Genomic DNA, 14,915 nt, shown 5'->3' with positions numbered 1-14,915 from the left:
CCAGCAGCAGAGGCTATCGATCTAGCGGCATTTTCCTCGAGAGCGCCATCGCTCAACCAGCAAAGCATCGAGGATTGGCGCTGATGTTGCAGTTACAGGGTCCTCCTGGTCCTCTTTGGGCCACCACTTTTCGAGGATGATGAGATAAGCGCCGCCTCACCACCCACTGACGGTGACGCAGCAAGGTCTCGTGCTCTCTCCAATTCATCTTCCGTGATCTGCTCGATAAGCTGCTCCAGCCTGCAGCAGATCTTCCGAAACTCGTGACCCTTCTTAGTGACACTGTACTCCACCGTCACAGGTACAGTGAGCGTTGCAGTGCGCTGAATGATTCCCTGCTGCTCAAGATTTCGGAGCACTTGGGTAAGTGTCTTCGGCGAGATAGTGGCCACGTCTTTCTGCATTCCGCTGAAGCGTGTCTTTCCCGAGCTCATGCTGGCCAAGACAAGGACGGCCCACTTATTCGCGAGTGCACTTAGCAAAGCGTGAGCTGGACCGGTCGTGTTACGAGTGTCGTGCTCTAGAAAGGTCTGCATGGTCGAACCTCACGATCCTAGGACACCTCTGTAGAACGGCCATACCACAACTTCCCGCAGGAAAGTTACTTCCCTTTGGAAAGTTAGTTTCCGTTCTCTACTAAATTATAAGCGTCCCTGCGGCGATTGGATCACGATCCGGCGGTAGGAATGAGGATGCTAGGGGAAGAGGTCGCCCCCTTTCGGCTCCGTCTTCAACGATCATGCAGTAGCATAATGCCACTATCGAAGAGGAACTTACTTTCTTTTTGATAGTAGTGTCGGGATGCAGGAGAGGTTGCCCTGTCAGGACCCTGCCTCCACCGAGAACCCGCTTTCATGGTAATATCAAAACGTAACTTACTATCGTTTTGATAGTAGTGTTAGGCGCAGGGGGTGGGTCTGCTACGGCCCGGTCTCTAACGAGCACGCAAGAACCTACTCTTCACTCTGATACCAGAACGGAAGTTACTATCGTTTGGATAGCATGTAGAATCCTTATCGTTGCCGCGCAGCAGAACAGGCAGCGACACGCTGTTTAATCCCTCACCCTCCCTCTCGCTTGAGCATTCATCTTCTTCGGTGTCCGCCATTGCGAGCAGGTCTCTGCCTAGAAGTCCAATCGAAGCTGCCCTGCCAATTCGGCCCGCGCGTCCGGCTCACAGTGGATCAGGTCACCCAGCAAGGGATCTAGTTCAGCGAGCAGCTCGTCGATGGCTTCCGCGACATGCGTCTGCGGCAGCGCCGGGCTGATCGCCTTCAGGTAACCTCGCGCCTCTCCCTTGGCCTCACGTACCGTGCACCCGCCACGGAGTGCTTGCGACAGCACCTGCTTCACGCGATGTGCGCTGACAGGATCCAGGAGAGGTGGCGGTTGGTCGACCATAGCTGGGCCTCCAGAAGCGGGACGTGGTTACGAGAACAAAAAGAGTACGATTCGCGCGGCCTTGTCGACCCGAAAGTGCGTGAGCAACGATACCGAGCAGACGAGCAGACGTCGTCCGCGCGTGAGGGCGTCAGCATGCTAAGTGCCTGCCTGAACAGCATGATCTCTCCCTACCAGCTCAGCCCTGAAGCTATCCCTTAACCTAAAACGTGGCTTTCCAAAACTTTTTAGTTCGCTTTATGTTCTTCCTCCAAGGTAGAGGGAGTCATGGCGGCTTTAAGCAAATCAGCACTGCTGGATGGACTGCGGGAGCAGGTGGCCCGGATCGAGGGCCACAGCGAGGGGCAGACACGTCCCGTGCTGCCGTTCGGCATCCCGGCCCTGGACGGCGGGCTGCCGCATGGTGGCTTGGCGCGCGGTGCCTTGCACGAGGTCGCGGGTGCGGGCGCCAACGTGGAGCACGCCTCGGCGGCCGCCCTGCTGGTGGCGGGCATCCTAGCGCGCGCCGGTGGCCCGGTGCTGTGGGCGTCTGAGCAATTCGACCTCTTCGCTCCTGGCTTGGCTGGCGTCGGCCTTGCGGCATCGCGAGTCGTGCATGTTGAGGCAGGCCGCTCGGTGCTGCTGGCCATGGAGGAAGGCCTGCGACACCAGGGTCTGGCCGGGGTGGTTGGGGAATACTCGGGTCGCCTGAGCCTGACCGCGTCGCGGCGGCTGCAACTCGCGGCGGAGGCATCCGGCGCCATGGCCTTCCTGATCCGCCGCGGCCCCAAGCTGAACGACCTGCTGCTGTCCGAGCCGACGGCGGCTGTGACGCGCTGGAAGGTCGCCTGCCTGCCCTCGCCACCACCTCTGGCCCACGCGCCCGACACACCCGGGCTGGGCCGGGCGCGGTGGCAACTCGACTTGATGCGGTGCCGCGGCGGTGTGCCCGGCTCATGGATACTGGAGGCCTGCGATGCGCAGGGTCATCTCGCTCTTCCTGCCGACCTGGCCCACCGACCGGCTGCGGCGCCAAGCCGCTTCCGCAGGCGTGCGGCCTCCGGTCGGGCCGCCGCCGCTTGAGGCGCCGCTGGTGACCCGCATGCATGACGGCAACCGGCAGGTCATTGCCGCTGCCAATCGGGCGGCGCTGGCGCTGGGCCTGCGTCCCGGCATGGCGGTGAGCCACGCCCAGGCGATGGTGCCTGGGCTGGAGGTGGCCGAGGCCGACCCGGAGGGCGACGATGCCGCTTTGCGCGAGATGGCAGCCTGGTGCCTGCGCTGGTCACCACTGACCTCGGCAGCGGCGCCGGACGGCCTCTGGATCGACGCCACCGGCTGCGCTCACCTGCACGGCGGCGAGGACAGCCTGCTGACCGCCATCGTCATGCGCCTGGAGCGGGCTGGGATCGCCGCTCGTGTGGCCGTCGCCGACACGCCCGGCGCCGCCTGGGCCATCGCCCGCTACAGCACCCAGCCCACCACGGTCATCGTGCCCGGCGGGCAGGTGGACGCCCTGGCACTGCTGCCGGTCGCCGCCCTGCGCGTCGATGCCGGAACAGAGGCGGCGCTGCGGCGCCTCGGCATCGACTTGGTCGGCCAAATCCTTTCAAAGCCACGGGGACCGCTCGCCCGCCGGTTCGGCGGCGACCTGCTGCGGCGACTGGATCAGGCGCTCGGCCGCGAGGACGAGCCGATCACGCCGGTGCTGCCGCCGGACGCTGCGCGGCACGCCGTTTCCTTTCTGGAGCCGCTGCTGACCGCGACAGCGCTGGCCATCGCGGTGGAGCGCCTCGTCGCACCGGTCTGCGGCCAGTTGGAGGCCAGCGGCCTGGGCGCCCGGCAACTGGACCTGCTCTTCGAACGCGTCGACGACGCCGTGCAGGTCGTGCAGATCGGCACCGCGCGGCCGACCCGCGATGCGCACCACCTCGGGCGCCTGCTCAAGGAAAGGCTGGACACCGTCGAACCGGGATTCGGTGTCTCGGCCATGCGGCTGGTGGTTACCCTGGCCGAACCGATCCTGCCGACCCAGGTGCGCTCCTCCCTGTACGGGGAGGACGACCAGGAAGTCGACTTGGCGCCGCTGGTGGACCGGCTGGCCAGCCGCTTCGGCGAGGACCGCGTCTTCAGCATGCTGCCGCGCGAGAGCGACGTGCCCGAGCGTGCCATCGCGGTAGGCTTCCCCATGGCGGCTGATGCGGCGGCCGTCTGGCCCAAGGATCTGCGCCGCCCGGTGCGGCTGCTGCACCCACCGCAGCCGGTCGAGGCGCTGTCCGCGCTGCCGGATCATCCACCCGCCATGTTCACTTGGCGCCGCGTCCGCCATCGCGTGCGGCGCGCCGACGGGCCCGAGCGCATCGCGGGCGAGTGGTGGCGCCGCACCGGTGAAGTCGCCGCGGTGCGTGACTACTGGGCCGTGGAGGACGAGGACGGCAACCGCTTCTGGCTGTTCCGGCGCGGCGACGGCGCCGACCCTGCCACGGGCGACCTGTCCTGGTTCCTGCACGGCATCTTCTGACAAGGATTTCTGGCCATGGCCGACCAACCACCCCTCGCCCCCGCCTCGGCCGACGAGATCGCGGATTCCTTGTCCTACGCGCTGCGGTTCGACGGCCGCAAGCGCGTGCACCACGCCGATGAGGCCATGGCCCGCATCACCGCTGAGCGCTTGGTGCGGCATCTGGAACGCTGCGGCTACGTGCTGATGCGCAAGCCGGAGGCGGCGGCGCCGTCCACCACGCCGCACCACCGGCGGTGACGGCGCCCTACGCCGAGCTGCAGGTCACCACCAACTATTCCTTTCTGCGCGGCGCCAGCCACCCCCGGGAACTCTTTGCCCAGGCCGCCGCCCTGGGCGCTCCCGCCCTCGGTATCACCGACCGCAACAGCCTGGCGGGCATCGTCGCCTGCCACCGCTACGCCAAGGAAAGTGGCGTACGGCTGGTGGTGGGCTGCCGCCTGGACATGACGGACAGCCCGCCGGTGCTGGTCTACCCCACCGACCGTGAATCCTACGCCCGCCTCTGCCGCCTGCTGTCCCTGGGCAAGGCACGCGGCGGCGCCGGTCGCTGCGAGTTGGGCTGGCGGGACCTAGCCGCGCACGCGGACGGCTTCATCGCTGTCCTTGTGCCGGGGATGACGGACCAGGATTTGCCGCCTGTCCTGCATCGGCACCGCACCACCTTCGGCGACCGCGCCTACTTGGCGCTGACACTGCTGCGGCGCCCGGGCGACGCGGTGCGGCTGCGCCTGCTGGAGGACATGGCGCAGGCGGCGGGGGTGCGCGGCGTCGTCACCGGCGACGTGCTCTACCACCACCCGGACCGGCGAATCCTTCAGGACGTCGTCACCTGCATCCGCGAAGGCTGCACCGTCGAGGCTGCCGGGTTCCGCCGCGAGCGCTCGGTGGACCGGCACCTGCGCGAGCCCAAGGAGATGGCGCGCCTGTTCCGCCGCCACCCCGAGGCGCTGGCCCGCTCGCTAGAGATCTTGGAGCGCTGCCGCTTCTCCTTGGACGAGCTGCGCTACCAGTACCCGGACGAGGTGGACGATCCTTCCATCACGCCGCAGCAGGCGCTGGAGGACTTGGTCCAGGAGGTGGCGCCGCGCCGCTATCCGGATGGCTTGCCGGACGATGTGGCGGCGCAGATCCGGCACGAACTGGGGCTGATCGGCGGCCTCGGCTACGCGCCCTACTTCCTCACCGTGCACAGCATCGTCCGCCACGCCCGCAGCATCGGTATCCTGTGCCAGGGGCGCGGCAGCGCGGCCAACTCGGCGGTCTGCTACGTGCTCGGCATCACCTCCATCGACCCGGTCCGCTCCGGCCTGCTGTTCGAGCGCTTCATCTCCGCCGAGCGCCGGGAGCCGCCGGATATCGACGTCGACTTCGAGGGCGAGCGGCGCGAGGAGGTCATCCAGTGGATCTACGATCGCTACGGCCGCGAGCGGGCGGCGCTCTGTGCCACCGTGATGCGCTTCCGCGCCCGTGGCGCCGTGCGCGACGTCGGCAAGGTCATGGGCCTGACGGAGGACGTCACCGGCGCCCTGTCCTCGCAGGTCTGGGGCTGGTCCGAAGAGGGCGTGCAGCCGGAGCACGCCGCCGAACTCAACCTCAACCTGGCCGACCGGCGCCTGCGCCTGACCCTGGAGCTGGCGCGCGAGCTGATCGGCTTCCCCCGCCAGCTCGGCACCCATCCCGGCGGCTTCGTGCTGACGCGGGACCGGCTGGACGACCTGGTCCCCATCGCCCCCGCCGCCTTGGCCGGGCGGCAGGTGGTGGAGTGGGACAAGGACGACATCGACGAGCTCGGCTTCATGAAGGTCGACGTGCTCGGCCTCGGCATGCTGGGCTGCCTGCGCCGCGCCTTCGAGCTCATCGAGGAGCACCGCGGCCTCGGTCTCGACATGGCCTCGGTTCCGGCCGAGGACCCGGCCACCTACGCCATGATCCGGCGTGCCGACACGCTGGGCACCTTCCAGATCGAGAGCCGGGCGCAGATGGCGATGCTGCCGCGCATGAAGCCGACCACCTTCTACGACCTGGTCATCCAGGTCGCGATCGTCCGCCCCGGGCCCATACAGGGCGACATGGTGCACCCTTACCTGCGGCGCCGGGAGGGGCTGGAGCCGGTCAGTTACCCCAAGCCGGAGCTCAGGAGGGTCCTGGGCAAGACGCTGGGCGTGCCGCTGTTCCAGGAGCAGGCGATGCAGGTCGCCATCCACTGCGCCGGGTTCACAGCGACCGAGGCGGATCAGCTCCGGCGCTCCATGGCTACCTTCAAGTTCACCGGCGGCGTGTCGGTGTTCCGGGACAAGCTGGTCAACGGCATGGTGGCGCGCGGCTACACGCAGGACTTCGCCGAGCGCACTTTCGGTCAGTTGGAAGGCTTCGGCTCCTACGGCTTCCCTGAGAGCCACGCCGCCTCCTTCGCCCTGATCGCCTATGCCAGCGCCTGGGTGAAGTGCCGCCACCCCGAGGTGTTCTGCGCCGCCCTGCTGAACAGCCAGCCGATGGGTTTCTACGCGCCCGCCCAGGTGGTGCGGGACGCCCGCGAGCACGGCGTCGAGGTCCGGCCCGTCTGCATCAACGCCTCGCGCTGGGACTGCACGCTGGAGGGGGACAAGAGTTCACGGCTGGCGGTGAGGCTGGGCCTGCGGATGGTGAAGGGGCTGAACAACGCCGATGCCGCCCGGCTGGTGGCGCATCGCGGCGCCGAGCCGTACCGCAGCATCGAGGAGGTCTGGCGCCGCGCGGGCATCCCGCCCACGGCGGTGGAGCGGCTGACGGAGGCGGACGGCTTCGGCGGCCTAGGCCTGGACCGGCGCCGGGCGTTGTGGGAGGTGCGCGGACTGGCCGACGCGGCGCTGCCGCTGTTCGCGGCGGCAGACAGGGGCGGCATGCCGGAACCCGAGATCGTCGAGGCGCCGGTCGCCCTGGCCGCCCTGCGCGAGGGCCAGCAGGTAGTCGAAGACTACCGCAGCACCGGCCTCAGCCTGCGGCGGCATCCGCTGAGCTTCCTGCGGCGGGATCTCGCGGCCATGGGCATGGTCACCTGCGGCGACCTGACCACGACCCGCGACTACAAGCGCATCCAACTCGCGGGCATGGTGCTGGTGCGGCAGAAGCCGGGTTCAGCCAAGGGCGTCATGTTCATCACCGTTGAGGACGAGACCGGCGTCGCCAACCTGATCGTCTGGCCGTCGCTGTTCGAGGAGCGGCGCCGGGTGATCCTGTCGGCAGGCATGATGGGCATCCGCGGCCGCGTGCAGCGCGAGGGCGAGGTCATCCACATCATCGTCAAGGAGGTGGAAGACCTTACCGGCATGCTGCAGGGCGTCGCGCAGCGGGAGGGCGGCCGGGGTGATGTGGCGGACCCGGCGGCGCACCGGGTGCGGGACATCTACATTCCGGATCTGCGGCAGAGGTCGGGGATCAAGGTGCCGACGAGGGATTTCAGGTAGAGGTAGAAAATGCGGATCCCTCCAGGAACAACTGGATAGAAACGTAACTGCAACGCTGCTATATTCCCTTCGTTCTTCCGATTCGCGTGTGCGCGTCAATCGACGCGGCAACCCAGCGAGCCGGATGCCATGGCGGCCCCGCCGTTGTGGTGCGGATCGGCGCAGCGGCGGGCTTCGGCCCGGCGATCGCCTCCGGGGACACCCGACCCCAGGCCTTGTGGGCCACGGCTGTTGCCACCCTCACGATTGGGGGCCACCAGGCAGCCGATCCACATTCTTCTGGGCCTGGGCGGGGTGGAGCGGCGAAGGGGCTTGACTTTGGCAAAAACCCATTAGGGTGGAGCCTGCAAAGATGTCCCGACCTTCTCCCAAGCCTCGCGCCTTCGTGGCGCGCTTGGCCGCGCTGATCTTCGCGATCTTCGCGGCCACGGACCAAGCCGGTTTCGGCTGGCCCGCGTCAACCGACGCGGCAATCCAGCGAGCCGGACGCCATGGCGGCCCCGCCGTTGTGGTGCGGATCGGCGCAGCAGCGGGCTTCGGCCCGGCGATCGCCTCCGGGGACTCCCGACTACTGCGACTGGGGCGGGTTATGGCGTGATGGTGGGACTCGTCGAAGCACAGCGGAAGGGCGGCCAAAGGCCGCCCTTGCCCCTGCTGCGATATCTCAGGACCACTCGTGCACTACTTGGTGCTTGGCAGGCAGTTGAGGCGAGCGCGAAGACGTCCGGCAGCCCCGATGTAAAGGCGCAGTTGGATAAGGTCCGCAATGACCTTCCAGGCTTCTTGCGTAAACTGCAGGCCGATCTCCGGTCTGGCCAAGCAGTCTTCGAGTTCCAATATGGCTACGCCAAGCGGAAGGCTCCAGGATCCGACAAACGACGTGGCATCGTCGTGGCTCCACTGCGCAACCGAGTAGTACAACGAGCAATCCTGGACCTGCTCCAATCACGAGAGCCTCAGATACGCGAACGCCTGGGAGACCTCCCTAAGTTGGTCGAGAATGCCACGAGCGTTGGTGGCATTCCTGATCGAGGCCCGCCTGACGCTGTGCGAATGATTCGGGATGCAATCCGCCTCGGGGCTACCTACTTCGTTCGCTCCGACATCAGCGATTTCTTCACGAGGGTGCCACGGCAACCTATCGTAAAACGTGTTTTGCGAGAGACAGGCGATCCTGCCTTTGCAGACATGCTCGGTGCAGCGCTCCGCACAGATCTCGTCAACGAGCTTGAACTGCGAGACCGTGGTTGGCGGTATTATTTCCCGGGCGACACTGTCGGCGTGCCCCAAGGCTCCTCTCTATCCGCTTGGTGCGGCAATCTGCTGCTGCACGACTTCGACCGACAGATGAACGGTCCCGGCTTGACCACCATTCGGTACATTGACGACTTTGTCGTATTGGCGTCCAGCCAGCGTCAAGCGCGGCAGAGGTTCGAAGAAGGCCTGAGGCTGCTTGCTGACTACGGCCTTTCAGCTCGCAACCCTTTTGAAGTCGTTGATCCGAAGAAAGCTGCACACGGGACAACCAATGCTGGCTTCGATTTCCTTTCCTACGCCATAAGTGCCCAACGTGTTGCGCCATCCAGGGATGCCAAAGCAAGCTTACTGAAAATGGTGACGGACACGATCAGGAAGGCAAAGCAGGATATGCGGAATGACGCCTTGGACAGGCGGACACGTGAGCGCCGCTACGTCCAGACTCTATCTCTTCTTGATGACCAGATCCGCGGCTGGGGCCACGCCTTTCGCGAGACGACCAACCGTGTCGAGTTCCATCAACTCGACCGCAGTATCACGGCCGAGCTGAATGCCTTCGAGAGTTGGTTTCAGCGTTGTCGACGTGAGCTGGCTAACCATCAACAGGCTCGTCGCCTGCTTGGAGTGGCCGTCCTAGCCGACACACCATCACCTACCGAAAAGCAAGGAACGGCGAGCGGCAAACTGCCAAATGCCTCTCGACAGAAGATCTCTAGAGTGAGTGAGTGACGCAGTTCCTGGCGTGATGCTTCGGAGCACCCTTACTTCCGGCCTTATTCGTCTTGCCATCTCCAGAGAGACTCTCTCTCAGCCCGCAACTGGCTTCGTGACGCGCCGATTCACTCTTGCACCCCCTGATGCGCGGCAGGGAGACGTCGCGCATAGGGTCGAACCAGGTCATCGGTAGCAGAATAACTATTTGGAAAGCTCTGGGAACACGGAAGCCAACTGCGCGCACATTCTCCGAGCGATACCTGGGGATCGGATGTGGACGCCAACCTCACCAGCAGGGAAGGAGTCGTCCGTCGATGCTGATGCCCAGTTTAGACTTGTGACAACTACGTCATCGTCATCCCAGATTACGAATTTCCCATGCAACGGCACCTTGTTCGTATGGATGAGTCGGACGCCGTTGCCTGCAGCCTCCGTCGCAAGCTCACGAACATGACGCTTCTTGAGAGGGCCACTAGGCTGTGCGTAGAGGATCACCACGTCGACACCACCACGTGCAGCCGCCACTTCACCAGGTATGATTGCTCCGGTCCTCGCGGTCGATCCAAGCCGGTTGCTCCCAACCACAAGGGTGCGGGTCACAATCCCACTAGCGACGCGCATCAACGCCTCATGCGCCCCACCATCAATGACGGTTACCGACGAATCTGCTCCCGGAGAGAAGGCAGAGGTCGAGTGCCTGAGCCTACACGCCTCCAGGTACAGCTCCGACGCAATATCACTCGACAGGGCACTCGACGCGATCATGCCCTGAAGGATGAGCATGGCGTCGGCAACTGCAAGAGGATGCCGCAGTACTGCAGTAACTTCGACCGGCTGAAATTTTGACGAAAGCCAGTTGCACGAGCTGACAGCGGCAATCCAGCCACCCTCGCCATCATCCGCAAGAAGCATCTTAGAATGAGACCCAGTCACACGCATGCGGATGTGAACGTGAGCTGACAAGATAGGATCTGACTTAATCCGCTCTGAGATGTCACGGGCAGCGCGAGCGTTCCGCCCATCCTTGTCCGTTTCATGTCCAACGCCCCACAGCAGATCAATGTCAACTCCACGCGCTGCGGCTGCCCGTAGCGCGTCCTCCAATTCGGCAAAGCGCTCAGCGTCAAGAAACGTCGAGTGGACCAGTACCCGACGAGCCGCCTCCCCAAGAATCTTTAGGAAAAGCACGCGCTGGTGGCTACCTCCGATGACCAGGTCGTCAGCGCTGAACGAACATGGGATAGGCGTGCGGCTCGGGCCGTCACTTCTCGGCGCCTCAATCGAGCGGGCACGAGGCTTTACATCTCGTGGCATGGAAGCCACTTGTTCAATGATTGCTCGGAGTTGAGGGCCTGTTGCTTCAGGAAGGTTACGGGCCGATCCATCTACGACCTGGATACGCATAAGATTGTCATGCTCGATCACGGTCTCGCGGCTCAGGACACGAAGGACCCGCCGCTCTCCACGCTTTTCCAGTAAGTCCACAAGCCTCCCGAGGCTTGCTTCGTGCGCGTCGGCCCCATCCTCCGATACATCGAGGATCCGCACGTCTACGCCCGCATCGAGTTCTGCTTGGAGATCGGAATATCTCGAAAGCCGTACTTCGCGGGCCATGAATGTCTCGCCGGAATAGCGCTCGATCGCAAACGAGAACCGTTGAGTGATTTCCCGCGGCAAACGAGGTAAAGGTCTGCCCCCGAGTACGAGTCCAGCCCCGGCCGCACTGGCGACAAAGGCAGCCGATCCTTGATCTGGCTGCACCTCGACAAACCTAAATCTCATCAGGCGAGCAAGGGAAGCCGCGACCACCTGAATTGGCAACCCAGACGCAAACGACAAAGCATTGAGCGTTCCGGCTGTCCTTCTAAGGGCAAGAGCCAGAAGTAGAGCTTCGTCGATGACGCTCCAGTCCCAGCCATGGTCCATAACCGCGCGGCCTCGAATCCGGCGCACAGGTATTCCCACCACGACGCTCATAAAGAGGTTCCCATCGTTTCGACCTGAATCACCGTCGCCAGTGGAGAACCGCTCTGGTCTGTTCGCGTCTCAAGATCAGTAATCGTACCCAGCGCACGTGTAATGAACTCGAGAGAGTGGGAGTCGTCTCGATCCGGGTTTACGCCCCTGACCGCCTCCTGCAGAAAGGAGAGACTACCAACCAAGACCAAACGGGATCTAGCACGGCTTAGGAGAACGTTCATTCGCCTTGGGTCAGACAGGAAACCCAAGCCGGATCTTCCCGTCCGCGAGTTATTCCGAACAAGGGAGATGACGACCAAATCAGCCTCACTGCCTTGGAAGGCATCTGTAGTACAGACGTAGCCTAGGCCGGGTCGTGCCGGATCAAAGGCCTCCAGCCAGGGTGCCTTCTGCGCCGCAGACAGGCTGCGTAACCGTGAGGCAAGGTGGGAAACCTGAACCCGATAGGGCGAAAGAACGGCCAGTGTGGGGCGCCGTCGTGCGGCTTGGCTCGGACGAGCGAGGCTGAGCACCTTCATCACCGCCTCGACTTCGCCAGGATTATGCCACGCAGGTCGTTCCTCGAGCGTGTTCTGAGATCCCGTTCGACTGACATGTTTAAAATCTACGACTATGATCGGGCTTCCTGTCAGTGGCTCTCCCATCTCGATCATCGGCGCGGCTGAGTGAACCTCATGCACCCGCGCCGCTGCAGTCTTGAGTTCACCGCCATAGAAGGCATTGGAAACGACTTCTGCCACTGCAGGATGCATCCGCCGCTGTTCCGTTAGGGTGGCAGCGATGCGTCGACCTCCTGGGTTAGCACGGCCTCTTCGCGCGTCGTCCTCGACATAGGCCTGGAAAGGCTGAATCAACCGGAGAGCCATCGCGGCCAAGCGTTGAATAGCTTCTCCGTCCTCCGCTGCACGCCTGAGTTCCGGCAGTTCATTTCCGGCAAACAGCGATCCGACATGCTCCTCTGCCAAGTCTAGCACACGCGTAAGCAGGGTATGATCTGCGAGAATACTTTCGAGGCGCTGGGAATCGAAGGGAGGAAGCTGCCTGTGATCGCCGATGAGTAGTCGCCGTCCGGCCAAGCTGAGTACCCCTACCATCTCAGGCCCGTTGACCTTCGCAGCCTCCTCAACAGCGACCATGTCGAAACGTGATTTCTCCTGAACCAGCCTTTCGACTGAAGACGAATTCGTCGTGGAAACAACCACATTAGCAGCATCAAGCAGGAGGTCAGAAGCAGCCCATACTGCCTTCCGGTGTGCGCTCGTCGTCCCACCGCTCCCAGAAGAAGCGAGAGCTCTCAGACGCTCCTGAAAGGACGGTGGCGCTTGCTCGGCCAAGGAACTTGCGGCAAGAGCGTCCAGCATACCTTGCGCCTTGAGGTTCAGGTCGGCTGAAGTCGGCGCCCGGTTTTCAGTAGTCGTTCGTACAAGGAGGGCACCTGCAGGAAGGATCTTACCAACTTCCTCCTGAAGGTTATCAAGCGCGTCGTGCCCCTGGGCCGTAAGAAGCAGGCGAGCACCTGGCTCCGTGTCGAATCTGCGGCGCACAACTTCGCGGGTCAGGTGCGTCTTGCCAACTCCTGGTGGACCAACAACAAGAAAGAGGGGCAACGTCGAAGTAAGGCCGCGCAATGCGCGCTGCTTAGGCTCGTCGAGACTCCTGAAGTCCTCGTCCTCAGCGACAGTCTCCCGGGATGATCGCCTGACTACGTAGGGGTCAGCGAGCAAGTCCGCTAGGCCAGGCTGGTCTGCCAAGGAAGCGATGTTTCGAAGCCGCCGCCGAATGACACGCTCCGTTCCCGCATCCTGCTGAGGCCGGAGAAAGAGTCTTGGCGCGACAGGAGCAACTCCATCCAACTCGAAACGCAGGACCTTGATCCCGTTCAGGCGGCCGGGAGCTATGAAGGTCAGGGATGCATCCGCACGGCGTTCGCCCAGCGACGGCGAGGGTCCGAGGAGCCATGTACCTTCGCCTTCCCGATCTTCGTCCTCAAAGAGCCGACGCAGCGATGCTTCCGCGGTTCCTAAGCCTACCTTCCTGGCAATCTCATCGCGCTCGCCAGAGATTGCTTTCAGGGCAACTTCTCTGCGGCCGCCCTCGGTTCTCACTCCCATGAGTTCGACGGGGATTGCGTCAAAAGATCTGATGAACGCTTCGGTGACTTGGATCAGGTTCAGAGCTCGGCGAACATCAGCCCGCGTCCTAGCTTCGGGATCCGCCTCCTGGGCTCCTGAAAAGCCACCCCAATCCAGCAGAGAAGGTCCCAGGCGAGCACGTAGGTCTCGAGCCGCCGCGTGCGTCGCGACGAAGCTGATCTCCTGAACTACCTGATGGGCCGTACCCCTGCCCCCACGGGGATCGTTATCCTCACGCAGGACGGCGGATGTGCAGAACGCGATGTCCCATGATGCTTCTCCACTCTGCTCCCGGTAGGGAACAAGCGAGTAGGACATCAGGTCTGTGACAAGGAAGAGCCGGTCTGGTTGGGCACCAGCACTATTTGGGACGAAGACCGTGGCGCCGGACAGTAGATCAGCCGCCGCCCAGGATATCTGCTCCCGTATTTCATCATCCGCAATATCACCATCGGTTGCCCTTGCGACTGCACGTCCTAGACCGCTCGGCTCGGGAACGAGTACAACGAAGATGCCATTTCTTGCGAGACCTGTCCTTCCAAGCTCTGCGACAATACGGTCGATGGCACCCAGCACCGACGCTGCATCGGCACGCTCAGACTGTAGGGGGGAAGACAGGCGTCGCAGAACAAGAGATTCGGCTGGAGATGCCTCAGCGGCGTCCTCCCTGTCGTCGATGGGCAATCCCGACGGCGATACACCCAGGAGTTCGGCGGCGAGGACACCGAACGACCGCCAGTCTGACGAAAAGGAGTATGCCTCGGGCCTTGGCATCGCCGTACTGGTCTTCGGATGAGACGGGGTTCCAGTCGGGGCGGTAAACCACAGGCTCCATTCGAACCCGCTCAGTTGGAAATCGGGTTCTGCAGCCCCACGGGTCAAGACAACTTCGGCACTTATGTTGCCGTGTACCAGCCCATTCGCATGGAGCAGTCCGATGGCCTGCGCTATGCGACGGAGGTTCCTCCAGAGAAGCGCCCGATGACGCGTCCCTGTAAGATTCTTCAGCCAATGTCCGCGTGCCGCACGCTCGAGAAAGCGCGATAGCTGCTGGCCTGCATCCTCCAGGACAACGCCGAACTCTTCCTCATCCTCCACGAACTCTAAGACGTCGACGATTACCTCCGGCGCCCCCGCGCTGGCCATCAGTCGCTGAACTTGCCGCTGCTCATGCAGCCATAGGGCCCGTAGATCGTCATCAAGCGATGTGCCGGTCTTTTTCCAGAGCCGGAGCGCCCTCTCCGCGTCATTGGCCTTCTCGCGAACAGGATAAACGACGGAGCGCAAGGTAGCTCGGTCTTGGATGGAGATCGCCGCTCCAAGGATCTCGAATCGTTCCTCAAGACGAGGAAGGCGGGGTTTTCGGATAGACATTAGACGGACGTTAAGCTCCTGTGTTTCTTGTGCCGCCAATTGTGCGTGCGAGACTAGCGACCGTTCGCACCAGGGCCACGTGACCAACGAGAGGAGCAAGGAAGATCCCTC

The 14,915-nt window shown here is 63.5% G+C and carries 9 protein-coding genes; 5 read left to right on the top strand and 4 right to left on the bottom strand.

The window, feature by feature from the left end; translation table 11 throughout:
- Window positions 1–92: 92 nt before the first annotated feature.
- Window positions 93–536 (bottom strand): winged helix-turn-helix transcriptional regulator, encoded by a 444-nt coding sequence (locus ACZJYS_RS00655; RefSeq protein WP_493175130.1) that lies wholly within the window; start codon window positions 534–536, stop codon window positions 93–95.
- 589 nt (window positions 537–1,125) lie between these two features.
- The gene (locus ACZJYS_RS00650) at window positions 1,126–1,401 is read right to left on the bottom strand and encodes a hypothetical protein (RefSeq protein WP_493175128.1); all 276 of its coding nucleotides are present in this window, start codon (window positions 1,399–1,401) and stop codon (window positions 1,126–1,128) included.
- Between the two features lie 267 nt (window positions 1,402–1,668).
- On the opposite strand from ACZJYS_RS00650, the gene ACZJYS_RS00645 reads away from it, so the two are divergent.
- From ACZJYS_RS00645 to ACZJYS_RS00625, 5 genes are all read left to right on the top strand, one after another.
- Window positions 1,669–2,463 carry an ImuA family protein gene (locus ACZJYS_RS00645; protein WP_493175126.1) on the top strand — a complete coding sequence of 265 codons (795 nt, stop codon included), beginning with the start codon at window positions 1,669–1,671 and terminating at the stop codon, window positions 2,461–2,463.
- Window positions 2,357–3,901: a Y-family DNA polymerase gene (locus ACZJYS_RS00640; RefSeq protein WP_493175125.1), complete on the top strand. Its 1,545-nt coding sequence runs from the start codon at window positions 2,357–2,359 to the stop codon at window positions 3,899–3,901. Before ACZJYS_RS00645 ends, ACZJYS_RS00640 begins: the two co-directional genes overlap by 107 nt.
- Window positions 3,902–3,916: 15 nt before the next feature.
- On the top strand, window positions 3,917–4,141 hold the full coding sequence (locus ACZJYS_RS00635) for a hypothetical protein (protein WP_493175123.1): 225 nt from the start codon (window positions 3,917–3,919) through the stop codon (window positions 4,139–4,141).
- Window positions 4,138–7,347, top strand: coding sequence for an error-prone DNA polymerase (locus ACZJYS_RS00630; RefSeq protein ID WP_493175121.1), 3,210 nt, complete (start codon window positions 4,138–4,140; stop codon window positions 7,345–7,347). The genes ACZJYS_RS00635 and ACZJYS_RS00630 overlap by 4 nt, the downstream gene beginning before the upstream one ends.
- Before the next feature lie 597 nt (window positions 7,348–7,944).
- Window positions 7,945–9,333 carry a reverse transcriptase domain-containing protein gene (locus tag ACZJYS_RS00625; protein WP_493175120.1) on the top strand — a complete coding sequence of 463 codons (1,389 nt, stop codon included), beginning with the start codon at window positions 7,945–7,947 and terminating at the stop codon, window positions 9,331–9,333.
- A gap of 186 nt (window positions 9,334–9,519) precedes the next feature.
- Here the strand turns inward: ACZJYS_RS00625 and ACZJYS_RS00620 are convergent, their stop codons facing one another.
- On the bottom strand, window positions 9,520–11,295 hold the full coding sequence (locus ACZJYS_RS00620) for a phospholipase D-like domain-containing protein (protein WP_493175119.1): 1,776 nt from the start codon (window positions 11,293–11,295) through the stop codon (window positions 9,520–9,522).
- A complete protein-coding gene (locus ACZJYS_RS00615) occupies window positions 11,292–14,903 on the bottom strand; it encodes an AAA domain-containing protein (protein ID WP_493175118.1) in 3,612 nt (1,203 codons plus the stop codon). The genes ACZJYS_RS00620 and ACZJYS_RS00615 overlap by 4 nt, the downstream gene beginning before the upstream one ends.
- Window positions 14,904–14,915 lie beyond the last annotated feature (12 nt).

Source organism: Roseomonas sp. TS2, assembly GCF_058833935.1.
Note: the sequence above shows the minus strand (reverse complement) of the source record. Positions and strands in the feature narration are given on the sequence as shown.

Excerpts from the sequence above, each read along its gene's own strand:
- ACZJYS_RS00655 (WP_493175130.1), bottom strand. The coding sequence starts at position 536 with ATGCAGACCTTTCTAGAGCACGACACTCGTAACACGACCGGTCCAGCT.
- ACZJYS_RS00620 (WP_493175119.1), bottom strand. The coding sequence starts at position 11,295 with ATGAGCGTCGTGGTGGGAATACCTGTGCGCCGGATTCGAGGCCGCGCG.
- ACZJYS_RS00645 (WP_493175126.1), top strand. The coding sequence starts at position 1,669 with ATGGCGGCTTTAAGCAAATCAGCACTGCTGGATGGACTGCGGGAGCAG.
- ACZJYS_RS00625 (WP_493175120.1), top strand. The coding sequence starts at position 7,945 with ATGGTGGGACTCGTCGAAGCACAGCGGAAGGGCGGCCAAAGGCCGCCC.
- ACZJYS_RS00650 (WP_493175128.1), bottom strand. The coding sequence starts at position 1,401 with ATGGTCGACCAACCGCCACCTCTCCTGGATCCTGTCAGCGCACATCGC.
- ACZJYS_RS00640 (WP_493175125.1), top strand. The coding sequence starts at position 2,357 with ATGCGCAGGGTCATCTCGCTCTTCCTGCCGACCTGGCCCACCGACCGG.
- ACZJYS_RS00635 (WP_493175123.1), top strand. The coding sequence starts at position 3,917 with ATGGCCGACCAACCACCCCTCGCCCCCGCCTCGGCCGACGAGATCGCG.